Source organism: Bacillus sp. JCM 19034 (assembly GCF_001310635.1).
Classification (GTDB): Bacteria; Bacillota; Bacilli; order Bacillales; family Bacillaceae_D; genus Halalkalibacter.
Window position 1 is genome coordinate 577,109 of sequence record NZ_BAXR01000001.1, and the last position, 23,425, is coordinate 600,533.

Annotated in this window: 27 protein-coding genes and 2 pseudogenes; 9 read left to right on the forward strand and 20 right to left on the reverse strand. The window is 35.2% G+C overall.

What is annotated here, in order from left to right:
* The first annotated feature begins 54 nt into the window (after positions 1–54).
* From JCM19034_RS03050 to JCM19034_RS03060, 3 genes are read left to right on the forward strand one after another with little or no spacing between them, the layout of a single operon-like run.
* Positions 55–807, forward strand: coding sequence for a sulfotransferase (locus JCM19034_RS03050; protein ID WP_062047162.1), 753 nt, complete (start codon positions 55–57; stop codon positions 805–807).
* 2 nt (positions 808–809) lie between these two features.
* Positions 810–1,454: a sulfotransferase gene (locus JCM19034_RS03055; RefSeq protein WP_062047164.1), complete on the forward strand. Its 645-nt coding sequence runs from the start codon at positions 810–812 to the stop codon at positions 1,452–1,454.
* 33 nt (positions 1,455–1,487) lie between these two features.
* Positions 1,488–2,195, forward strand: coding sequence for a sulfotransferase domain-containing protein (locus JCM19034_RS03060; RefSeq protein WP_062047166.1), 708 nt, complete (start codon positions 1,488–1,490; stop codon positions 2,193–2,195).
* Between the two features lie 121 nt (positions 2,196–2,316).
* Here the strand turns inward: JCM19034_RS03060 and JCM19034_RS03065 are convergent, their stop codons facing one another.
* The 7 genes and pseudogenes from JCM19034_RS03065 to JCM19034_RS03095 all read right to left on the reverse strand — a co-directional run bounded on the left by JCM19034_RS03065 (position 2,317) and on the right by JCM19034_RS03095 (position 8,450).
* Positions 2,317–3,306 (reverse strand): glycosyltransferase, encoded by a 990-nt coding sequence (locus JCM19034_RS03065; RefSeq protein ID WP_062047168.1) that lies wholly within the window; start codon positions 3,304–3,306, stop codon positions 2,317–2,319.
* 2 nt (positions 3,307–3,308) lie between these two features.
* Entirely contained in the window at positions 3,309–4,166 is an 858-nt protein-coding gene (locus JCM19034_RS03070) for a sulfotransferase family protein (RefSeq protein WP_062047170.1), read from the reverse strand.
* A gap of 164 nt (positions 4,167–4,330) precedes the next feature.
* Positions 4,331–4,782, reverse strand: a pseudogene (locus JCM19034_RS03075) (dTDP-4-dehydrorhamnose 3,5-epimerase family protein).
* Positions 4,779–5,624, reverse strand: a complete 846-nt coding sequence (gene rfbD, locus JCM19034_RS03080) for a dTDP-4-dehydrorhamnose reductase (protein ID WP_062047172.1) — start codon at positions 5,622–5,624, stop codon at positions 4,779–4,781. Before rfbD ends, JCM19034_RS03075 begins: the two are co-directional and overlap by 4 nt.
* Positions 5,621–6,592, reverse strand: a complete 972-nt coding sequence (gene rfbB / locus JCM19034_RS03085) for a dTDP-glucose 4,6-dehydratase (protein WP_062047174.1) — start codon at positions 6,590–6,592, stop codon at positions 5,621–5,623. Before rfbB ends, rfbD begins: the two co-directional genes overlap by 4 nt.
* Positions 6,593–6,594: 2 nt before the next feature.
* Positions 6,595–7,332 carry a sugar phosphate nucleotidyltransferase gene (locus tag JCM19034_RS03090; RefSeq protein ID WP_062047175.1) on the reverse strand — a complete coding sequence of 246 codons (738 nt, stop codon included), beginning with the start codon at positions 7,330–7,332 and terminating at the stop codon, positions 6,595–6,597.
* Positions 7,333–7,784: 452 nt separating this feature from the next.
* Positions 7,785–8,450: a hypothetical protein gene (locus tag JCM19034_RS03095; protein WP_062047177.1), complete on the reverse strand. Its 666-nt coding sequence runs from the start codon at positions 8,448–8,450 to the stop codon at positions 7,785–7,787.
* 189 nt (positions 8,451–8,639) lie between these two features.
* Here JCM19034_RS03095 and JCM19034_RS03100 point away from each other — a divergent pair, with 189 nt between their 5' ends.
* The 5 genes from JCM19034_RS03100 (at position 8,640) to JCM19034_RS03115 (ending at position 11,030) form a co-directional block, all read left to right on the forward strand.
* Positions 8,640–9,284 carry a hypothetical protein gene (locus JCM19034_RS03100; RefSeq protein WP_062047179.1) on the forward strand — a complete coding sequence of 215 codons (645 nt, stop codon included), beginning with the start codon at positions 8,640–8,642 and terminating at the stop codon, positions 9,282–9,284.
* A 60-nt stretch (positions 9,285–9,344) separates the two neighbouring features.
* Positions 9,345–9,890: a hypothetical protein gene (locus JCM19034_RS03105; RefSeq protein ID WP_082393699.1), complete on the forward strand. Its 546-nt coding sequence runs from the start codon at positions 9,345–9,347 to the stop codon at positions 9,888–9,890.
* 66 nt (positions 9,891–9,956) lie between these two features.
* Positions 9,957–10,271, forward strand: coding sequence for a hypothetical protein (locus JCM19034_RS03110; protein ID WP_062047184.1), 315 nt, complete (start codon positions 9,957–9,959; stop codon positions 10,269–10,271).
* A gap of 47 nt (positions 10,272–10,318) precedes the next feature.
* A complete protein-coding gene (locus JCM19034_RS21505) occupies positions 10,319–10,492 on the forward strand; it encodes a hypothetical protein (RefSeq protein ID WP_156323855.1) in 174 nt (57 codons plus the stop codon).
* The gene (locus JCM19034_RS03115; protein WP_062047186.1) at positions 10,482–11,030 is read left to right on the forward strand and encodes a hypothetical protein; all 549 of its coding nucleotides are present in this window, start codon (positions 10,482–10,484) and stop codon (positions 11,028–11,030) included. The genes JCM19034_RS21505 and JCM19034_RS03115 overlap by 11 nt, the downstream gene beginning before the upstream one ends.
* A gap of 56 nt (positions 11,031–11,086) precedes the next feature.
* Here the strand turns inward: JCM19034_RS03115 and JCM19034_RS23895 are convergent, their stop codons facing one another.
* Positions 11,087–11,218: a hypothetical protein gene (locus tag JCM19034_RS23895; protein ID WP_269431651.1), complete on the reverse strand. Its 132-nt coding sequence runs from the start codon at positions 11,216–11,218 to the stop codon at positions 11,087–11,089.
* A 112-nt stretch (positions 11,219–11,330) separates the two neighbouring features.
* Positions 11,331–11,675, reverse strand: coding sequence for a DUF1360 domain-containing protein (locus tag JCM19034_RS03120; protein WP_062047188.1), 345 nt, complete (start codon positions 11,673–11,675; stop codon positions 11,331–11,333).
* Positions 11,676–11,771: 96 nt separating this feature from the next.
* Here JCM19034_RS03120 and JCM19034_RS24535 point away from each other — a divergent pair.
* Positions 11,772–11,891 (forward strand): annotated as a pseudogene (locus tag JCM19034_RS24535) (hypothetical protein); the annotation flags it as partial.
* Between the two features lie 130 nt (positions 11,892–12,021).
* On the opposite strand, the gene JCM19034_RS03125 reads toward JCM19034_RS24535, so the two are convergent.
* The 11 genes from JCM19034_RS03125 to JCM19034_RS03180 form a co-directional block, all read right to left on the reverse strand.
* Positions 12,022–13,035 carry an LCP family protein gene (locus JCM19034_RS03125; RefSeq protein WP_231686778.1) on the reverse strand — a complete coding sequence of 338 codons (1,014 nt, stop codon included), beginning with the start codon at positions 13,033–13,035 and terminating at the stop codon, positions 12,022–12,024.
* Positions 13,036–13,159: 124 nt separating this feature from the next.
* Entirely contained in the window at positions 13,160–14,056 is an 897-nt protein-coding gene (locus JCM19034_RS03130; RefSeq protein ID WP_062047192.1) for a polysaccharide deacetylase family protein, read from the reverse strand.
* A gap of 158 nt (positions 14,057–14,214) precedes the next feature.
* Positions 14,215–15,507, reverse strand: coding sequence for a sensor histidine kinase (locus JCM19034_RS03135; protein ID WP_062047194.1), 1,293 nt, complete (start codon positions 15,505–15,507; stop codon positions 14,215–14,217).
* Between the two features lie 65 nt (positions 15,508–15,572).
* Complete coding sequence (locus JCM19034_RS03140; RefSeq protein WP_156323856.1) at positions 15,573–16,067, reverse strand: hypothetical protein; 495 nt, start codon at positions 16,065–16,067, stop codon at positions 15,573–15,575.
* A 6-nt stretch (positions 16,068–16,073) separates the two neighbouring features.
* The gene (locus JCM19034_RS03145; RefSeq protein WP_062047196.1) at positions 16,074–16,751 is read right to left on the reverse strand and encodes a response regulator transcription factor; all 678 of its coding nucleotides are present in this window, start codon (positions 16,749–16,751) and stop codon (positions 16,074–16,076) included.
* A gap of 347 nt (positions 16,752–17,098) precedes the next feature.
* Positions 17,099–18,259, reverse strand: a complete 1,161-nt coding sequence (locus JCM19034_RS03155) for an alpha/beta hydrolase (protein WP_062047199.1) — start codon at positions 18,257–18,259, stop codon at positions 17,099–17,101.
* 230 nt (positions 18,260–18,489) lie between these two features.
* On the reverse strand, positions 18,490–19,011 hold the full coding sequence (gene msrA, locus JCM19034_RS03160) for a peptide-methionine (S)-S-oxide reductase MsrA (protein ID WP_062047202.1): 522 nt from the start codon (positions 19,009–19,011) through the stop codon (positions 18,490–18,492).
* A 44-nt stretch (positions 19,012–19,055) separates the two neighbouring features.
* A complete protein-coding gene (locus tag JCM19034_RS03165) occupies positions 19,056–19,355 on the reverse strand; it encodes a HesB/YadR/YfhF family protein (protein WP_062047204.1) in 300 nt (99 codons plus the stop codon).
* 596 nt (positions 19,356–19,951) lie between these two features.
* Positions 19,952–20,854 carry a chemotaxis protein gene (locus JCM19034_RS03170; protein ID WP_062047206.1) on the reverse strand — a complete coding sequence of 301 codons (903 nt, stop codon included), beginning with the start codon at positions 20,852–20,854 and terminating at the stop codon, positions 19,952–19,954.
* A 169-nt stretch (positions 20,855–21,023) separates the two neighbouring features.
* Entirely contained in the window at positions 21,024–21,767 is a 744-nt protein-coding gene (locus JCM19034_RS03175; RefSeq protein WP_062047208.1) for a SurA N-terminal domain-containing protein, read from the reverse strand.
* Between the two features lie 653 nt (positions 21,768–22,420).
* Positions 22,421–23,347 (reverse strand): dipeptidase, encoded by a 927-nt coding sequence (locus tag JCM19034_RS03180; RefSeq protein WP_062047210.1) that lies wholly within the window; start codon positions 23,345–23,347, stop codon positions 22,421–22,423.
* Positions 23,348–23,425: the final 78 nt, after the last annotated feature.

Genomic DNA, 23,425 nt, shown 5'->3' on the forward strand with positions numbered 1-23,425 from the left:
TGTCGATCAAAAGGCTATATCAATCGAATTTTTTAAGTTGAAGGAGAGATTCAAATGAATTCAAACAAAAGAAATTCACCTATCGTAATTGGAGGAGTAGGAGGAAGCGGTACTAGGGTTGTAGCTGAAATATTGAAAGCACTAGGATACTATTTAGGTCCTTTAAACAAAGCCAATGACAATCGTAAATTTGCTTCATATTTTAGACAACCTGATTGGTTCTTCGCTAAATCCCAAAATAATAAACAAGCAATCTATAGTAGACTACAACGTTTTGAAGATGAAATGGTGAACCAATTAGAAAAAACCGATAAGATTGGCTGGGGATGGAAAAACCCAATTACTCATATTTATTTACCTTTCCTTATGAACCATTTTCCTAATTTACGATATATACATGTAATCCGTAATGGATTAGACATGGCATATAGTGGAAATAAAGAACAATTAAAAAGATGGGGAGCTTTTTATCAAATACCTAAGCCAACCAACAAAACAGAGCTTGTCCAATCATCTCTAGATTATTGGATAAAGGCTAATAAACGGGCTTTAAACCTTTGTCAAGATAAATTAAAAAAGCGGGCTTTGATCATTAGATTCGAATCGTTATGTAATCAACCTGAGGAAGAAATTAACAAAATCATTTCCTTCCTTAAATTGTCTCAAACTACACCAATTGATCATCTTGCTTCAATTGTAAGAAAGCCTTCTTCGATCAATCGATATAAAGAGCACGATATTTCCATTTTTACGACAAAACAACTAAAGGACGTTGCAAACATTTTAACAGAAGCTAGAGGTGAGTAATCATGAAAAGTCATTTATTTTTACTACTATGCCTACATCGTTCTGGCTCAAGTGCAACTGCCGGTGTGCTGAATGAATTAGGAATTCATATGGGTAATCGTTTATTAGGCTCCAGTGAGTATAATCAGAAAGGCCACTTTGAAAATCGGAAAATCGTAAATTTAAACAATGCTATTTTGCGGAGCGTAAACCATAGTTGGAACACCCCCCCATCGCGTGAGCTCGTCCAAACGACTCCTTTTACAAAAAAAGAAATCGTTAATCGACTCTCATCAGAAGTTTACCCTTTCTGGGGACTAAAGGATCCACGTACACTATTAACATTGGATGTATTACTACCTGCACTTAAGCAATTGTCAACGATAACCTACGTTTTTGTACATCGCCCATTTCAATCATCTGTCAACTCACTTGCTAAAAGAAATCGGTATCCAAAAAGAAAAGCACGGAAAATTCTCCAAACATATTTGGACCGCTTTAACTATTATCGCAACGAAAGTGAGATCTCTAAAGATCAAATAATTGATATTGAATTTAACGAGATGATAAAAGATCCTACACCTTATGTGCATCAAATTAACTCTATTCTTGGTAAAGACCAAACTAGTCATTTAAATAGGTCAAGCAATTTCTTGACCCACAATTAAAAAAACATTAATAAGTAAGGAGGGATTAACAAAGTGACTTCTCCTTCTTTTTTGATTATCGGTGCACAAAAGTGTGGTACAACTTCGCTTTACAATTATTTAGTAGAGCACCCTCATATAAAAGGAGCTAATAGAAAAGAGATTCATTTTTTTGATGTCTATTATGATAAAGGTACAGACTGGTATGATAAACAATTCCCCTCTCTCAATAAGCATGAAATAACAGGTGAGGCAACACCACGTTATTTATTTCATAGCAAATGTCCGATTCGCGTTTATCAGTATAATCCTAACATGAAGCTGATCGTATTGTTACGTAATCCGATCGATCGAGCTTTTTCTAATTACCAAATGGATTTGCGGAATCAATCAGAAAAGCTTAAACGAAACAACTCCTCATCCTTCCTTACATTTGAAGAAACGCTCGAAACGAAATTAGGAAATAAATATTTAGTGAAAGGTATCTATTATCAGCAACTGAAGAAATGGTTAGAATTATTCCAATTACAGCAATTTCACATTCTAGAGAGCGAGACACTTTACCAGCAGCCTGAAAAGGTGATGAAACGAACATTTGACTTTTTAGAATTGAAACAAAATCTTACTCGCTCTTATAAGATCCACCATCAAGGTTCCTATTCACCGCTTTCTTCAAAAACAAGAAGATCACTCACTCACTATTTTAAACCATATAATCTTAAGCTTTACGAACTATTAGGACAAAAGTTTGATTGGGATTAATACCTATCCTATTCCAACTACACCCCATTTGTTAAAAGTAGTCAATTGGGGTGTTCTTTTTATAAAAAAATTAAAAAGCATGATCCCGGTCCAATGCCGAGTTCATGCCATTCAAGTGGCTTTATTTTGCACTGTGCAACACATTCTCACGTAGTAACGCTATAAGTTGCTTCATTCGATGCACGTAGGTGTGTTCATATAGAGTTCGTTCATAAGCCTTATGTGAAATAGCTTCTCTTTCTTCGTGATTGGTTAAATAGTATTCCAATTTCTCGACTAAATCATTTGGTGTATAGTATTGAACGATTTCATCAGCCCCGTAAAAGTCACTCATTGATTTTCTAAAAGATGATAGCTGGAAAGCACGACAAGCAGCAATATCAAACGTGCGATTATTTGGGGTATTTGCTTTTAACGGGAATGGGTTATATGTTTTATCTGAGGATTGTCTGTGTATATTTAAAACAATTTTTGCACCGCTATAATAACGCGAAGTCTCTTCTGGTTTAATCGTTTTGTTTATCACTTTACGATGCCAATTGACTTGCTTTTTTAGAGGTTCCCACCAACGACCAATAATCGTGATTTTCTTATCTTTAAAATAATCTGTTAGTTGCTGAAATAAGCGAATCCGGTTTGGCATTCCAGAACCAACAAAACAAATGTCAGATTGATAATCACGATCCACTTTTTTCGGAAAATAAATGGTTTCATTTACAGCTAAAGGAAGATAATATGCTTTCATTCCTTTATTCGCGTAAAAGGCAGGCCCATTAATTTCTTGTGTTATAAGAAAATCATACGGCTTCCCCTGTGATAAGTGCACTTTAATTAAATATGGATCATCTACAACCCATAGGCCGACAGGTATACGATGCTGCTGAAAAAGTTGGATCCATTCAATGGGTAGTTTTCTTTTCAATACTAGTACAATATCAGGCTTATTTTTGTTGAGCTGTTCATGAACATCTTCAATCGATTGCAATATTGGATGATGAAAATGAAAAGGATTCACTAGATGATTCGTTTCAATCTCCTGAAAACCGTGAATGATATTTTCGTCAAGATTCGAAAACGACATATTTCCTGAAGAAACAAATAATAGTTTCATTTCTAACGTCTCTTCCCGAATTGCGATTGATACAATACTTGTATTTCTTTTCTACATTCTTCTGATGACAAAAAGGTTGGAGCAATTCGTACTTTTTGAACTAGTTGATACGTTTGAATCACTTGTTGTGGAGCTTTCTCACAATCCTTAAGTTCTTCTATGGTAGAGCAGTTATGTTGTAAAGATGGGCTGATAAACGTACTCATTTTTTCTCTTACTGATTGATTTGGAGGTTGTAATTGTAACTTTGTCACAATATCACTAATCCTTTCTTCCCAATTTTGTAAGAAGTCATCATATTCAATAAGCATTCGTTTTTTTCCGTTTGTCCAATATAATGCACTCAGCGTATACAATAGCCAAATTTGAAAGGACTTCTCTAGACTAAAGCTGTTTCGAGCTTCTAATGAACGTGCCACATCTAGCGGATTCCGTACAACAATTAAATAGTTACTATTAACATGTTTATCTAGCAGTAATTCATTCCACAATGGAACTAATAAACAAGTACGTGGATCCTTCCAGCCCCATAATTTCACTTTTGAAAAGTCCCTTTTGATGATCGCTTCTAAAGACTTTCTATGTGGTTCAATTTTCTTGCTTTTCCACCATCTCTCGGGCAATGGTCGCGTTGTATCCCATGAGTAGGATAAAGCACGTAATAATTGCTGTTGCGTTCTTGTAATGCCTTTATGCTCCCAAAAGCCTTTCTGATTAAATTGCCCACCCTTACTAATGATTTCAATTGGATTCCCCAAATGTACACCTAGAAGATTAAGCATTCTAGCGGTCATTGATGTGCCACTACGATGCATTCCTAGTATGCAAACTACTTTTGGTTTTCTGCCATCAATTCTCATAGAATCACATCCTTATTCCTAGAAATGGATTATTTTTTTTCTATTAACATATCTATAATTCTTAGCTTAAAGCCTACTATGCGATAACAGACATAGTAGGCAACTATTAGCTTTTTTGACATTATCATTAATAACATTTCTAGCAATAACCGCTTTATTGCGTTTTATCTATTTTTCGTCGCCCAATCAAAGCCAATGTTCTTATCATTCCATGGGATTCTCTTTTCATCAGGATCCTTTGCATCATATGATTGCGTAGTAAAATAAATGATGGTAGCAGGAGTCGGTCCTAATACGCGGTACCCATGAGCTACTCCTTTAGGAATTAATAGTAAAATAGGGTTTTCCTCGCCCATGTAGTAAACGTCTGTTTGCCCTTTTGTTGATGAATCACGTAAATCATACAACACTACTTGTGCATTGCCAGATGGAAAGAACCATAGGTCATCTTGGTTTTCATGATAATGGAAAGCTTTAATAACCCCAGGATAGCTCATTGATAATGAAGCTTGCCCAAACCTTTCCAGCAACCCTTCATCATCACGAACTAATTCAGAAAAAAACCACGATCATCACAATATCTCTTAAGTTGTTTTATTTTTACACCCTCTATCATAAAAGCCCCTCCCTTTGTAAATAAGACTTTAGGCCCTCTTGCCACATTGGCGGGCGATTTAAACCTACTTTCTCTAGCTTTCGCATACTCAATTGGGAGAATGATGGTCTAGCCGCTTTGGCACCGAAATCGTTAGTCGAGATCGGCTGAACTAACGTTGGTTCAGCTTCTACTAGCTTATAAATCTCTTTAGCAAAATCCGACCATGTACACGAACCGTCATTTTGAACGTGATAAATGCCATATGGCTTTTCAATAATGGCACAAAGAATATCCACAAGATCTTCGATATAAGTCGGTGAACCGATTTGATCGGAAACGACGTTGACTTCCTTTTTTTGAAAAGCCCTTGTTAACATCGTGTCGACGAAATGCTTCCCACCGTGGCCATATAACCATGAAGTGCGAATGATATAATGTTCCTTGATAAGCTTTTCAACGAACGTTTCTCCAATCCACTTACTTAATCCATACGTATTGAGCGGATTAACGGCATCCCCTTCTTCATAAGCTAATTTCGTTTGACCATCAAATACATAATCAGTGCTAATGTAAACCATTTTTGCCCCTATCACTTTACATGCCTTGGCAACATGAGCAGCACCTAATGCATTTACCTGAAAAGCTAATGTTCGTTCATCTTCGGCTAAATCAACCTTTGTATAGGCTGCCGCATGAAACACGACATCAGGTTTCAAACTCGTAATCGTTTGATACACACTTGATTCATTTGTCACATCTAACTCTTCTTTACTTAAAGCAACTGTATGATTTCGAGGATTCAATCTGTTTTTAAGTGCCTTTCCTAATTGACCGTTTGCTCCTGTTATTAAATAGTTCATGATCGTTTCAGTCCTTTATAAAACCACTTTTCATTTTCAACATACCAATCAATCGTTTTGCGTAAACCTTCTGAAAAGGAATGTGCTGCTTTCCATTGAAGAGTTGTATTAATTTTCGTTTCATCAATGGCATATCGTCGATCGTGGCCTAATCGGTCTTCTACATATGTTATTAATGTTTCTTCTTTACCTAAATATCGTAATATTTCTAATATAACTTCCTTATTTGTTCTCTCATTATGTCCACCCACATTATATATTTCACCAATCTTGCCCTTTTCCATTACACACTCAATCGCTCGGCAATGATCTTCGACAAATAGCCAGTCTCGAATATTAAGCCCATCTCCATAAAGCGGAATTCGCTTCTCGTTTAGTGCACAATAGATCACTTTAGGGATAAATTTCTCTGGATGCTGATATGGGCCGTAATTGTTCGAGCAGCGTGTAATTAGTACAGGAAGTTGATACGTTTGGTAAAAGGAGCGAACAAGCAAATCTGCACCTGCTTTACTTGCTGCATAAGGGTTATTTGGTGAAAGTGCTCGTTCCTCATGAAAAGGGCTTTCCTCTTGTTCCAATGACCCATACACTTCGTCCGTTGAAATATGGATCATTTTCTTGGCACAACCCTTTCTTACCTTTTCCAACAAAGCATAGGTGCCTTTAATATTTGTATCCAAGAAGACAGCAGCGTCTTGAATACTTCGATCAACATGGGATTCTGCAGCAAAATGAATAATCCAATCGTACACTCGATCAAATGCTTCATCTAATTGTTCTGCTATAGTTAAATCTGCTTGGATAAAACGATACTTAGGGTGATTGCTAAAATCCTCTGTATTACGAATATCTCCAGCATATGTTAACGCATCAACATTTGTAATTGATACATCCTCTCTCTTTAAAAGCAAACGAATAAAGTGAGACCCTATAAACCCTGCTCCACCTGTTACTAATAACTCCATCTTCAATTGTCCTTTCTTTTCTGAAGTTCCTTATGCATAAGAACATTAGCTTCATATAAGGAATTATGTGTCCCAGCATCAATCCACCAGCCGGTTAATTCCTCAAATGTAAGCTGTTGATTTTTGACATAATCATTATTGATGTCTGTTACCTCTAATTCACCACGTTTCGAAGGCTTTACGCTATCAATATATTGGAACACGTTATGATCGTACATATATATCCCTACAACACAATAATTCGTTTTCGGTTTATGAGGTTTTTCAATAATCGATAGAACTCGTTTGTTGTTTTTATCAACTTCAGCAATGCCGAAACGTTCCGGATCTTCCACTTGTTTAACCAAAACCATTGCACCATCAGGTTGTGCGTTATATGTTTCAATAAATGGCTTTAATGAATCTTCAAACAAATTATCACCTAGCATGACGATAAACCGTTCATCTTGAACAAAATCCTTCGCAAGAGAAATTCCATCTGCAATCCCTTTTGCTTGCTTTTGAATTTTATACATTAACTGGACACCGAGTTCTTCTCCATATCCAAATAATTGTATGAAATAGCTCAAACTTTCTCGATTTGTTATGATTAATATATGATTAACTTCAGCTTCCTTCAGTTTTAAGATCGACCAATAGATCATCGGTTTAGGACCAACTGGCAATAGGTGTTTATTGATGATCGATGTAAAAGGGGCTAATCGGGTGCCTGTTCCACCAGCTAAAATGACTCCTTTCATACAACGACCTCCTTTCTATCTGAATCCATCCGCTCATAATACTCCTAAATTGCTATTCTAAAAGCTACCCTCTTTTTGTATATGCTAAAAAATGCTTGACGGTTCATATAAACTACACCTCGATTGTTAGAGGTCAAAAACAATCAAGTAGAGTTTTTACGAATCATATATATTTAGTAAAAACTATCAGGTTCTAAAAGATAATTAGAAGGTACATGAATGATTTGATTTTAATTGAAAGAGCAATGGGACATTCTCTAGTAAAAGTAATAAAATCGACGAATATGAAGAATTGATGTTCACGTTCAGTTCCTTTAAACAATTACCTAATTGGATGAACGAATTTCAAAACGAAACTTGTTACATCAAAGCAAAATAAAAAAGACAAGAGCCCAATTTAATATTGAACTCTTGCACAAAAACTGATTATTGCATTACATATGAAACGGTGTTTACCTATCGTCTTTTCTCGTAATACGAGGACGCTTGATTGTTTTACCAATTGGGGGGAGGCTAGGCGTTGATTTTGACTTATCATACTGATTCATTTTGGATGGCGATATGGGTCTGTTCGCTATATGCTGTTGATTTTCCTGTAATTCGTTAGATGACTCAATTAGTTTTTGCAATTGCTTGTAATCCGAGCCTGAACGACGAGCAATTGGTTGCGTCCATTGATCAACTTCAATATCATTCTCTTCTTCTTGATCAATTCGTTCCTCCATTTTTTCTAGCTTATCGTCATAAGACTTCATACGTTCTAACATATCTCTAACTATATTCTCAATTTTATCCAATAAATGTTTATTTTCATCTTCTTGATGCAAGCGGTCGAAGACTTGTTCAACTTGTTCAAGTAATTGGCTTTGTTGATTATTTTGTTTTAACAACCTTATCTGATTTTCCTCAAGCTTTTGTAGTCTCTCTTGTTCTTGATTCACTGTTTTTGTTAACTCCTCTACTTGTTGCAAGCATGCCAAGTAGCTCTCTTTTAATTGCGTTAATTCATCCTTTAATAATAAATAATCATCAACAACGTGACCACTCTTTAACGATTGCAAAGTTTCCTTGTACTGCTTCAATTTTCTTTCTAGTTCACTCCAATTAGTATGTTCCATTGAACAACACCCTCTCCTTTGTAATCAAAAATCCAGTATTGTGTGCAGCCGTGACTTACCTTTTTACTTACCCTACTAACATTTCATGTAACTAGCTGCAAAAAATTGTTTTAAACATGTAACCATATTTATTTATAATCATATGCTACAAGTGAAAAGAAATTAATCTTACCCGGAGGTGTTTACTTCATGCAGGCAAAACACGTAAATGGAGACGGAGAACTCCTTTGCATAAATACAGAGAAAGTATATGACTGGATTCTTAATGAAGCTACATTCGACTTAACAATAGACGACATCGAATTACCAATTGTAAATGGGGTACAGTTAACTTGTGATGATATAGACAATGTCACGTGTGAAGTCGAAACGAACGATTCAGAAGAGCTTAACCGAGAAGACCGTCCATACGTCATTGATGGTACACCTATAACACTTCAACTAGTTACAATCCAAAAGAACTTCGACGTAACGATCATTATTAACACAACAGCTGGGCAATCAGTTGAAGCAGGAACATTTCCTTTCACGCGTTGCGAACAAGTAATCTTATGTGCACCTGAGGATACAGAAGTTAACGTAACGTATACAGATGTTGATTGCTTCGTATGTGTATTCAATTGTGATGATGTTACTCCTGGTGTAGGAACACTTGATGTAGGTGTAACTGTTCGTCTATGTCAAAGCATTCAATCGACATTCCCTGTAACACTTGAAATTTTTGCAGAGTTCTGTGAACCAAGAGAATTATTACCGATTGTTTCTGGATGTCCTACGCCAACAATACCACCACAATGCCCAGTGATATTCCCGAATAATAATGGTGATGAATAATCCAGCTTATGCATATTATAAATGAGAGGATAATCCTCTCATTTTTTTGAGGTGATGATCATGACAGATAAACAAAAAATACTGGCACTAATTCGTGAATGGAATCATGATACGTTAACCTTATTATCACAGGTGAAGAAAACAATTACGGCATTAGAAGAACAAAAAAAACAACAAATCATTAGTTACTTTACGTATTCACTTAATCTAGCAAATAATGATAACGAAGATCATTTCATTATTGGTACTTATCATATTCAGAACCTCAGTCATACATTCATTACGAATCCATATATTTGTATAAAACTAGATGATGAATCTCCCCTACATTTTTCCGGTAAATATGTATACAAACCTAGCCATTCTACCAGGCAACCGAAGGGAGCTTGGGAAAAGATAAATGACCATACAAACCGCTTTGAATATTGGTTAAAGCCATTTTATGATCAACAAATCAAACCATTCGGTACGTTATCATTCTCAAATTTTCAGTTGAAATGGAATCAATCTGAGCCCTTTTCTTGTAACGTAATGGGCTTTACATATTGCGATGAATATAAAGATGGGGTAAACGCTTTAAATCAAATTTTTATCAGTAAGTCATAAAAATTGAAATTTGAAGGATCCCAGAGTGATTTCCACTTGTTCTAGTCGTAAAAAGGAGGTATTGTAATGTCCGAACAAGAACAAGAGCTATATATGAAATACCTCGTTCGTCAAGTACTAGTGAAACAACTTCGACAGCTTAAGTCTGATCGTATCACGAACAATTCAAGTTTTGTTTATTTAGAACACGAAACGCTTATGCAAATAATCCCGCTCTTATTACGCTCAATAACGCCTAATCGTGAAGCACAATCGCAAGTATCTCTACAGACGAATCATGACCTTAAGGAAATACTTAAAGAATGTGAAGCTACTATACGTCCTATACAACAAGAATTTCAACAAATAAATACCGAGTTAGAAAAGTGGATAAATGAATAGGCACTTTGTTACTCATGAAAACATATATTACCACGGGAGGTTATTATATGAACTCAAATCAATCGTTTATCCAACTACAACAAAAATTAATTTATTATAAATCTGAATTGGCTAAATACCGTTCAAAGGTTGAACAATACGAAAATAATTATCATTATGCACAACTTAAAGAATTAAAGGAAGAGAATGAGCAACTCAAAACGAAATTAAATGAACTTTGAAAATCAATCACAATTAAAAGTACAGGAAATGGAAGACGAACTAAAAAAACAACAAGTAAAAATGATCACAAAGTTCGAAAAGGAAAAAGAAGAACTACAAAATACGATTACTCTACAACAAAAAGAAATGGAGCAAGTGAAGCAAGACATCGATCAATATCAAACTCGTTTCGCAATGATAAAAAACAAATTAGACGAGAAGGAAACACAATACGCTAAATTAGACACCGAACTACAAACGACACGCTCAGAAAACAAAACATTAACAAAGCGGTTAGAAAAACGACATTCCTTAGTCGAGCTTGATAATGAACATGCATTTAAGGAAATATTAGTAGAAGGTGCTAAGCAAGAGGAGTTTCTTGAAAGACTCGAAAGCTACTTTCGTACATTACTTGAAGAAACGTTTCAGTTTGAGGAATCACTTTATTCTAAAAATTATCTCATTCATCAATTAGAAGAAAAAATTTCACAGCTAAATAATGAAATCTCACAGCTAGAACAGGACATTCATCAGCCAGCTTCTACAAAACAGTAACAACGACTAAAATAGTCCCAATAGATTTAAACAAATCTATTGGGACTATCATATTTTTAACGCTTTCCTTTTAAGCAACATCCTGCTTTCTTTACTGGGCGAATGTTTGTAGTTGGTGACTTTGCAGTCAATACACTTTTTTTCTGAGACTTTGATTGATTAACGATAATTGGTTTATATTGTTTCATTCTATTCCCCTCCTTGATCATTACATGGTTATCTTATTCATCCATTCCCCATATTGACTTAGGCGATTGCACTATAAGAAGTATCCATGATTTCTTTTAACACATTCCTAAATTATTCGGAAGTTTTTGATTGTAAAAGAGAAGCCACTCCTGCAACTGCTAAAATTAGAAAAACAACAAAGAGCTGTGCTACGAATAAATAAAGCAATACAACGAATGCAGCACTCCATATACCTATACACCAATAACAGCTTAACAATTCACCTACCCACTTTTGAAAACCTTTCCCCTTTATCTTCGTTTCTTCAAATAATTGCCCTTTCTCATCCTCTATATAAGTGACCTCTAGAAATGGGTTCCGAATAAAAGCTGTAATGGAATCAAAAACAATTAATCTCGTCAGTCGATAAGTTGCAAAAATAATAATGAATAAATCCATCCAACTTAAGATAACCATTTTACCAACTCCTATTTTCATTAAGTTTAAGCTAACTTATTACCCCTTCGCATAAACGTTGTAAACTATATGAGCGATTAATAACTTGAATCTTGTACGGGAGTAGGTTCCCGTTTTAATCCAGATATGTTATGTTATGCTCCACAGACTTGGGCATGTGACGATACAGCACGACTTGAAATTGAAATTATTTTTGCTGATAATTGCACTGATTAAATGATGTCTTTTTAGCGATTTATTTATAATAAAGCTTGCAAAAGAATAATCTCAGTCTAGGATGTTCAATTTGACAAAAATAAAGAACGGTTTGTCTTATTAGGACAAACCATTCTTTTTCTAAACTAGCTTACTCTTCATTCGTGACATCCTGTTCAGTTAACTCATTGCTATTATTCAGTTCTAGCTCCTGCCCAATTTGTTCAGACACAAAATCTAAACTTTCTTCTGTTGGTACAAAATAATAAATATTGTTGATCATCTGACCCTCTCCTTCTATCTCAAACGTCTTAACATCAGAAGTATTTATAGAAGAGTAAATTTGCTGCAAATGGAAGATGTCGATCGGTCGGAAGCTAGTCGAAACGTTTTCACCTAAAATGTTGGAAATCTCCCCGACTTTAAAAAGTGTATTTGTTGAAATAGCTTCATCAATGGTTGCCTCAATAAATTGACGCTGTCTTTCTTCACGGGAATAGATGGTATTAACGTCACGTTTCCTCATTCGAACGAACGCTAATGCTTCTTCACCGTTTAATTTCCTTTCACCTTTTTCAAATTCAAAGCGTTCACCGCTCACATAAAAGTTCTTTTCCCAGAAAGGCTCCTTAATATCAATCGTCACCCCACCTAATGCATCAACAATATCTCTAAAGCCATCAAAATCTACTGCAACATATTCATCAATTGGAATGTTAAGCAATTGCTCTACTTTTTCAATCGTAAGTTTATTTTCTCCATAACCAAACATAGAACCATAAGTGTATGCAGCATTAATTTTATGGAACCCTGCATATCGATCCGCCTCTTCCTCTGTAAACTCTACTCTTGCATCACGCGGAATGGTTGTCATTGTCATTTGTTCTGTATGTGGATTAAGCGTTACAACAATTAGTGTATCTGCACGTCCATTCTGGCCATCTGTTTCATAATCTTCTACCCCAATTAATAAAATTGATATCGGGTCTTTACCAATTGTAACATCTTCTTCACGAAGTACAGACTTATTGTCTATCCGGTCGATATCAACATATGCTTCTTTTGTTGCATCATAGACATTTATAAATAAGTAGACACTATACGCAATAATAGCAACAAACAATATGAATAAAATAGATAATATTCGTTTGTTCCATGTACTCAACCTTGACCTTTTGGCATTCACTGTTTCTACCTCTCTTTTCTATCAAATCTTGATCACTACTGACAATATCGTTATTTTTTCATCATAATATTATCACTTCATATAGTATAATAATATCTTCGTTTTATCCACCATAACGATAACAACGATCATAACAGTTAAAGCTATATGGTTCAGCATCTTCATCAATTATTTCTGTCCGATAATTATTTTGTAGTAAGTATATTAGTAGATTAGACAGATATTCCGCCGTTTCACTTCGGTCATGAAGTAGAATGATAGGAGTATTTCCAGCTTCATCAACTTTTTCAATTTGTGCAATCACATTTTGAACAAATTCATCTTTTGACAAAATCCAATCAATACTGTCAACATTCCAATCCCATAATTTAAAGCCACTCTCTGCTAGTACATCTCTAAAAGAATCGGTAAAGTATGGAATGCTACCATAAGGTGTACGAATCAAATGGGATTGAATACCTGTAATGTTTTCTAATGTTTCTTGAGCTGTCGTCATTTCTTCTAATGCGGATTGTTCTGAATGATAAAACTTTTCTGTTACATGCGTTACACCATGTAATGCAACAGCATGTCCATCTTTCACTGTTCTTAATACTAAGTCTGGATATGTTCGCATTGCTGGTTCAAGCATGAAAAATGTTGCTTTTGCATCATATTCTTGAAGCGTATCTAAAATGGCCGAAGTCGCAGGAGAAGGACCATCATCAAACGTCAAATAGACCGGTTTTCTCAAATCCTCATCATTATTTATCGGTTCTTCTACTTCAATTCCCTCTACCTCAGGTTCCTCATTAGCGATAAACTCATCATCAGCCATATGATCATCATTTGCTTTTACAACTTCGAATTTATGCTCTGCTAAATTGTGTTCTGTCGCTTCACTTATCAGTTGTTCATTTTCTATTGAATTTGTAGATATAGTTTTATTACGATCTAAAATGAAGAAAAATAGTAAAACTGATAAAACGCAAATGATGAAAAGTTGAATTTTTTTTGTCATTTCCTTTCCTACTTTCGAATTAATCTTTGATATTGATAGAGTAATATATTGAAATAAAGATTAGATAAAGATAAAGTGAATATCCACTAAAGATCAAACTTCATCGACAAAATATTGAGAAAATAACTAACTGCGTGCAATCAATCCAGTTAGATAATTCATTTTTTATTCAAATAAAAGTAAAATTGCACACCGCTCTCGGTATTTTTTACCCCATATTCAGCGTTATGTAATATTAAAATATTTTTTGAGATTGCAAGCCCTAATCCTGTTCCTTCTTTTGAACGCTGATTTTTCTCGCTTCGGTAAAAACGATCCCATATCTTTTCCAATTGATTTTGATCAATTTGACTACCTTCATTCTCGACGGAAACTTTTACTCGATTGGCTTCCTCGACAGTCGTAATCGCAATGTTACCTTCTTCCTGAGTATGAAAGATAGCATTCGTCAAAAAGTTCGTGACTACCTGTTCTATTCGATGTTCATTAGCAAACACCTCAATGGATTGTAGCTGTAAATCAACAATTAGTCTTTTATTATCTATCTTGATTACTAGTTGCTGATACACATTATTGATTAAATCATTAATAAAAAATGCTTCCATATTCATTTTATACGTTCCTGACTCGTACTTAGCTAATTCAAGCATATCTACAATTAATCGATCCATTCGGTTAACTTCCTGATTCATTGCCGAAAAATAATGGGCACGTTTATCAACAGCAACTTCATCTTGTAAAATAGACATACAACTTTTCATAATGCTTAAAGGTGTTTTTAATTCATGCGACACGCCGGCAATAAACTCTTTCCGTGTGTTTTCTAATTGTCTTTCTTTCTCTATATCCTGCTGAAGTGTTTGAATATGAGCATGTAACGTATCTGAAAGAATATTAATATTCTCAGCTAATTGTCCAATTTCATCATTAGATTTCACAGGTGCTTTTTCAGCAAAATCTAAATGTGCAATCCGTTTTGTGATAGTATTTATTTTTAACAAAGGACTGGCTATTTTTCTTGAAAAATAAAAAGCTGCTAACAAGATTAATACGCCTACAGCAATAATAAGATAGACAAAGTAGTCTTCCATCATTTCTACTGCTTCATCGATAGGTTGTAGTGACGCCATCGTAAAAAAGTAAATAGTTTCGCCATTTTCATCTTTACTTTCATCAATTAACACTCTATAGTTTATACCGTTTTCTTCATACTCTATTTCCTTTGTAGCTTGCCATCCAGTTGGCAGATCACCTAGAATTAATTCTGCTTGAAATTCCTTAATGCGTTCAAAAAACAGTAGGTTTTGACGAGTGGACACGAAAAAATGATTGTTGTAGTTTGGGATTTTTACATCATGTACATTTCCATAAATAACCTTTTCAATCATACCTTCGTTGGAATTCGTTTCTTCTATTTTAGTTGCAAGCGTTTGGTTTTTCCAATAACTCACATTATCTAGGCCGCCTTCAAATAAGTAGAAAGGACTATGAACGTCATAAATTGAATCTAGTGTACTTATAATGACTTCATACGGAAAAACCTCTCCTTTTTTTCAATCCCGTGAATCTCAATTAAGTATTCTTCTGTTTCCTTCATAAAATCAAACTCTTCATTTTCATTATAGGCATTAATTAGATAGGCGATCGGTATGACATAGGTCAAATCCGAATAATTAATATCATCATCATCTTCAGTAACATAGCTTTCAATTAAAGTTACTGCAAATTCAGTAGTTCCTTTTACATAACCATTTTCATCTAAAACTGTTATCCATGCATTATTTTCTTGATAAAATTGTTGCTCTAATTCTATTTGATTCATAGTATGATCATTCACTATATTTTGATAGTCAACCTTAAACGTGCCAATTGCTTCAGTTAATTGCTTTATTTTATTATTTATGTAGTAATTCTCAAAAAGGATTGTTTGACCAACATATATACTCGCCAAAATGAACATGGACAATCCTATTGTAAAAAGAAACAACCTGACTACAATACTTTTTCTCATTACTAATCAGTCCTCAAACCTATAGCCAGCACGAACAATTGTTTTAATCTGATTCGCTTGCTTACCAAGTTTATTTCGCAAATTACGAATATGTGTATTTATTGTACGGTCATCACCATCATATTCATAGCCCCAAATTTTCACAATCATCTGCTCTCTTGTTACGACAATATTTTTATTCTTCATTAAATAGGCTAGTATTTCAAATTCTGTATGTGTTAAAGAGATGACTAATCCAGCTATCTTAACGGAATGTGAACGTAAATCAACCTCCAAGTTGTTGCTTATTAATTTATCTTCGTTATCCCGTAAGCTCTCGCTAAATTTCGATTGAAGCAAACGTTTAGCTCTTGCCAACAAAATTTTCGGACTATAAGGTTTCGTTACATAATCATCTGCTCCTAATTCAAAACCTAATACTGTATCTTCATCATCAGATCTTGCCGTTAACATAATAATTGGCACGACCGATTTTTCACGAATTCTTTTACATACTGTCCATCCATCTAATCCAGGCATCATAATATCTAGAATAATTAAATCAATATTCAATCGTTCAAATAAATCTAATGCATCTAGACCATTTTTAGCTTCTAACACTTCATAACCAGCATCTTGAAAATAATCTTTACTTATTTCCCTTAAAATGTCTTCATCTTCTACAATTAATATAGTCTCGTTCATTATTTTCCCTCGATCTCTTATAAAAGGCTTGCAAAGCAAGTCATTTTGAACATATTTGACCTTTATATTATAACAGAAACACGTAAAGATTAGATAAAGATCATAGATTTATAATGATGCGAATACCTTCTTGATAGAAAGTAAAAGGTAGGTACATTTTTGGCCTCCCTTTTTTAGTCTGTCGACAAAGTCTCGCAAAAGCGAGACGGTCGGCAGACATGAAGCTAAAAAAGCCAACTGGCACTGGATATACAGCAGTAAATAGACGAAATAACGTAATAACGCCTTTGAGAATCAACTTCTCAAAGGCGTTTTGTCTCCGGTCTGCCATATATTTATATATATTTTTATTCAAACAAGCTAGAAAAGAGTTTCACTACTTGCTTACCAATTAAAAAGCTTCCAATTGCGTAAGCCTCAGCTTCTTCACGTAATTGAACTCTCACATTTGTTCCACCATCAAATACGTGAAATTGATACGTATCATCTGTGATTTGATCAGATGTTCTTAAAAATAAAGCAGCTTCAGCTAATGCATGATTTCCCCGATACATGATCTCATAAAATGAAACAAACCCGTGCATGACACCATTGTAACGATAATGCACGACAGGAACACCACTCTCAGCTAATTTTTTTGCATATTCCTCTCCTTCATCGCGTAATGGATCAAATTCTGCTGTTATAATCAGGGTCGGCGGTAAGTCTTCAAGCTGTGCATTAAGCGGAGAGGTATATGCATCACTCCAAAGCACCTCATGAGGTGTATACGTGTCACGTGCTTGCATCATGACATTTCGAGATAATAAATAATAGCCGCTATCATATTGCAATCTCGACTCGAATTCGATGTCTTGGAATGTTGTTAACGGATAAAACAAGACTTGAGATTGAATTTCTGGACCATTCCGGTCACGTGCCATTAACGAAACAACCGTTGCAATATTTCCACCCGCACTATCACCAACAACAGAAATCCGATTAGAATCTCCCCCAAATGAGAACGCATTCAAATATGCCCAGTTTAACGCATCGTAGCTATCTTCTATTGCAGTCGGATACGGATATGTTGGAGCGACACGATAACCTACAGCAATCACAATGCTATTTGTTCGTGCAGCTAATGCCCGTACAATATTATCATGTGTTTCAATGTCACCGTAACCTTCCATGAAGGCTCCACCATGATAATAAAGAATAATTGGATGGGAATCCCCTTCAATCGGTCTATACATTTTACTCATAATTGTTTCTCCATCTGATACAGGAATTTCAATGTATTCACTCGTAAATCGTGCCGGTCCTGAAGAAGTTAAAAATTGCGGCACATTCATATCTGGTGTTACTAAATTCTGATTGACTGCCTGTAAAATTACAGCTGTTTTAGGAGGGACTCGACCCGCTTCCGTATGTGTCCATTGATGGACGATGAGAATTACTGTTAATGCACAAACGATTAATGTTAGAGAGAAGATCATTGTTCCAGTCCATAGTTGTTTAAGTTTCATTTTATCTCCCCCCTTTTCTTACTAATAGTATACCAAAATCTAACCGAATTAGTGCAGCTTTTTATCATATTATTTCATATTTTCACATATTCATAGCTGGATTTTTCCACTATTCTACAAAACCACCAAACGGCACAGATACCATTAAATACTCGAAAAACAATCAATCGTTCTGCATAATCAAAAAAGTCACTCAAGGAAAATCCAGTTCCCTAAGTGACTTTGTTACTTCAATCTTTTTTCCAATTTTCAGCAATAAATGAATCTCTTCCAGATAGCGTTCTATCTGTTTCGTACTCTTTTGGATTCTTCTTATAAAAATCTTGGTGATAATCCTCTGCCAAATAAAAAGTATCTGCTTCGATGATTTTTGTTACTATTGGTTTAGAAAATCGATTACTGTTTTCAATTTCTTTTTTATATTTTTCGGCAAGAAGCTTTTGTTCTTCCGTATGATAAAAAATCGCAGTTCGATATTGTGGGCCTCGATCATGAAACTGACCATCCGGATCAGTTGGATCAATTTGCGGCCAATACAATTCTAATAGCTGTTTATATGAAAATAAAGTTGGATCATACGTAATTTGCACGACTTCGTAATGACCAGTTGTACCTGTTTTCACTTGTTCATAGGTCGGGTTTTGAACATTTCCACCCATATACCCTGATTCAACTTTTATAATTCCCGGAAGCTCGTCGAACGGCTTCACCATACACCAAAAACAACCACCGGCAAATGTTGCTTTTTCCATATGTATACCTGCTTTCTATACTTATATATTGTTCTGTATGTTCTTTAATTTGACTGCTCGTATACGAATTCAATTTCTTGATGCTTGCGACTGTATTTCACTTTAAGATGATGGTTATCAAAGTACCATAAGTCCTGTTCCTCAATATAAAAGATAATTCCATCAACTTCTGTTTTCGCTCCGATTTTATTTGGACGTTCTGCACTGATCCCTAAAGAAAAACCACTCTGCAATGAACCACATCCGCCATAACGAGCAAATATTCGAATATACGGATGTTCTTTATTTAAATCAAATTCATCTTTAAACCATTGGATTGCTGGTTTTGTTACCTCTATATTCAATGGACTTCACTCCCTACACGTACGATGTATACATCATAACAATGATAGGTCCCATTTGTCTAATCATTCGCCTAAAATGTTGCTTTAAGTAAACTTTTTTTCCTTATGTCATAATATATAAAAAAAAGGAGTTTGAACAATGAGTACGAAACAAAAAACCATTTATTATACCCACTTTTTTAATAAAATAGCTTATTGATAAACAACAAAAAAAGTCATCATACAAGCTCTTAAAAAAGAAGATCGTATGTAAACTTTTTGGAATATCCAATACTAAACGTTTAATTAATGAAAAAAAACGCCTGATCTAATACTTCTGTCTCTTATTTGAGGAGAAGCCAATTTCCTTTTTGGCACTATACAAAGCGGACGGGATGGGAGGGCCGACTCCTGAAGGAGGAAAGAGCAGGTTGAAATCCACCGGCGTGCCGGTTAGTTCAACGCCCTGCTGCCAAAGCGTGCCCCCCATCCGGTAGCGTGGTCGGAGGACGATTTCCTGGCAATAAAAAAACCTGTCGCCTGTCTCGCTTTTTGCGAGACTTTGTCGACAGGCTGAAACGAACCAATGAATTGGTTCGCATTTTTTTGTGAGCTTTTTAGTTTAATAACTCGTCTAATGTTTCAACTAATAATACAATCTCAGGTTTACTTATTTGAGCTGATGCCCCCACACTTTCACCTTTATGAAATAAGTCATTAGTAATCAGTGATGAGAAGATGATGACAGGTAAATGTTTTAGTTCTGGTGTCTCCTTTATTCTTCTCGTTAAATGATGACCATCCATTTGTGGCATTTCTATATCTGTTATAATAGCGTTTATTCTTTTGTTAATATCTTCTTCATTTTCCTTTGCTAATAACTCCAAATACTCCCACGCCATTTTCCCATTTTCAAAAAATTGTAAGCTTTCGTAACCTGCCTCTGATAATGTATCGTGCAACAATTTTCTCAACATAGGTGAATCTTCGGCAACTAATATTTTCTTCTTAGAGCGCATCCTAGGTCCCATTGCTTTTACTTTCTCAACGCTTAATCCAGAAACAGGATTTATATCGACAACAATTTTTTCGAAATCAAGCAGTAGCGGCATTACGTTTTCCATTTTCACAATACCAATTGTTTGAGTGGAGCCTTGTGACAGCTCACTCGGCTTCTCAATTTGTTCCCAAGAAATACGATGAATCCTTGATACGCTATGGACATGAAAGGCTACCTTTAGTTTATTTAACTCTGCAATAATGAGCTTATCTTCTTGTGGTTTTTCAGAAGGTGGTGCATTTAACACTTTTGATAAATCGATTACAGGAATCACTTCTTCACGCAGTCGAATAACACCCTCTACATGTTCATGTTCATTTGGAGTCTCTGTAATCGGTAATGGGTTAATGATCTCTCGCACCTTTAGGACATTTATCCCAAACGTCCCATTCCCGACCGTGAAAAGGATAATTTCTAGTTCATTTGTTCCTGTTTCTAGCAAAATATTGCTTTTTTCCATAGCTATTCCTCCATTTACCGAAACTAAATTCCTACCTCTAGTTTATAGGAGAATGGTTATAAACGGCAACTATTAATTTTAACTTCAAGAAATTAGTCCATGAAAGGGCTACATAAAAAATAAAGGAAACCTAAAAAAGAGTGCCCAATTACAGGGCACCCTATCATATTTAAATAAATCGTTCAATTTCACTCTTTTCTATTAACTCCTCAATTAACTCATTTAATTGTTCCTGTTCTTTCTGTGATTGTAACATTCGTTTAATGTCTTCACGAAAATCATCTATTGTTGGTACCTCTTCACCTTCTTGTACCGCAACATTTGCAATCCATTCCTGGTAAGTCGTTTCAATTTCTTCCTCTGTCACTTCTGGAGTAGTAATGTGCTCATCGATATATTTTGCCCGAATCACAAGATCAACAAAGTCTTCTCGAACATCATCCATCGATAATCCTTGTGCGTCTAGTATTTCAACCATTTCAGATTCTTCCATTTGAATTGTCTCTAAATACGTTGAAATCTCTTCTTCTACCTCTTCGTCACTCGCTGAAATTCCTTCTTCTTCAGCTGCCTGAATAATAATCAACTCACCTACCAATTTCTCCAAATAGGTCTGCTTCGCTTGCTCCATATATTGTTTAGCCTCGTCACTATTTAATTCAACACCTTGCATTAATAAATCATTTGCTTCCTGTTGTAATAAAGCAAGAAACAAATCTCGATCCAGCTCTTGCCCATTAACCGTTCCTATTACCTCCGGAATATCTTCCTCATTTATGCCTAAATCAAAAGTTTGTCCTGAATCATTTTGTACTGCATCCGTGTCTACTTCTTCATTAGCATTATCTCCTCCACATGCGACTAGCGTGAGGGCTATGCCTGCTGAAATAGCTAACGTAACGAACTTTTTCATGTCTTTATCATCCCTTCAAAGAAAATCTATTGCAAGTGTAACATATATAGGAACAAGGTTTCACATTGAACACTTACTATGATATAGGATAGATAGGCAAAATTGTAAAATGTTAAAATCACTTAACGTTATAAATCCAACTATTGCAAGTCTTTAGACGAAATAATTCTATACATTTCAAAAAATATGTAAAAATAAGGTCGACTGATTTCATAATCACAGAAATCTATCGACCTTATTATTAACAGCTAAAATTGTTTCCGACAATTACCAAACCTTCACCAGCTTCCGACTTCTCAATGTCTAATGTTATGTTAGAAACAAAATCGACAACACCGGCTTCGAACGCAACTTCAATTCCATTTACGTCTTTTATAATATCTGTTTCTGCTGGCTCATCCAGAGCTAGTCCTAATTTAGGAGCCCCTCAGCCCATACCAGCCAAAACAACACGAATGGTATTCATTTGATGCTCTTTCATTGTATGCAATATAAATTCTTTTGCTTGATCGGTAATATTCAACATCCTCACCTCACTTTTCGTTCATTAGTATAACGAATTTCCAATAAGAAGTCCGCAAAAATGCGTTTTGCTGATAAGAAAAACGTATGAAACGTCTCTCTTATCAGATTTTTCGATCATTTTTTCCTTCTTATCTGTTAAAAAATGCAAAAGCGTTCTCGTACATGAGCTGTTTAACAAACGATGAGGAATAATGCTTTTCTAATTGTTCTCCTAAGTAAACAAAGTGACCACTATGACGCAAATGCTCTACATAAGATGAGATACCATCAAAATCGGAGCCGAATCCAATATAGTTACGTGCCCCAAGTGCACAAAAATGATCAATATGATCAACGATGTGCTCAATCGTCGCCTTACCATCATTCATTAAAAATAAAGGATGAAAAACGAGTCCGATAAAGCCTTCCTTTTTTACTAATGCACGGATCTGATCATCATTTAAATTTCTTTGATGTGAACAAAGAGCCTTAGCATTTGAATGACTCGCAAGTGGTTTATGAGCTAATTCCATAACATCCCAAAATCCATTTACACTTATATGAGATACATCCGTTAATAGTTTGTGTTCATTGAGAAACTGTACGACCTCTCTTCCAAAGTTTGTTAATCCAGCACCACGATCTTCATCGACGCCATCAGCTACTAAATTAGCTTGATTCCATGTTAAACCGACCGATAAGACACCAAGGTGTCGCAACAACGATAATTTCGTTATATCATCCCCTATCGCATCTACACCTTCTAATGCTAAAACGGCACCAATTTCTCCTTCTTGAAGAGAATTGATGTCCTCCCAATTTTTAATATGGCGTATTTTCGGTTGTACTAATACACTCTTATAAAAATGATCAATTTGCTCTATTACAACCTGAAATTTCTGCTCCTGTTTAATCCACGGTTCGACAAAGATAGCAAAAAATTGCAACTTCACATGTCCCTCTACTAAACGTTCATAGTTACTATCAATTTCTTCTGAATTTCGAAAATTCCTATAAGGTTGTTCCCATAATTTTAATAACGCATCACAGTGGCAATCTACAACAGGGTATCGCATAACGAATCAACCACCTTTTCAATTATATTACAATCACCTTTTAGTGAAATAACACATACATTATAAGTAGCTACTATT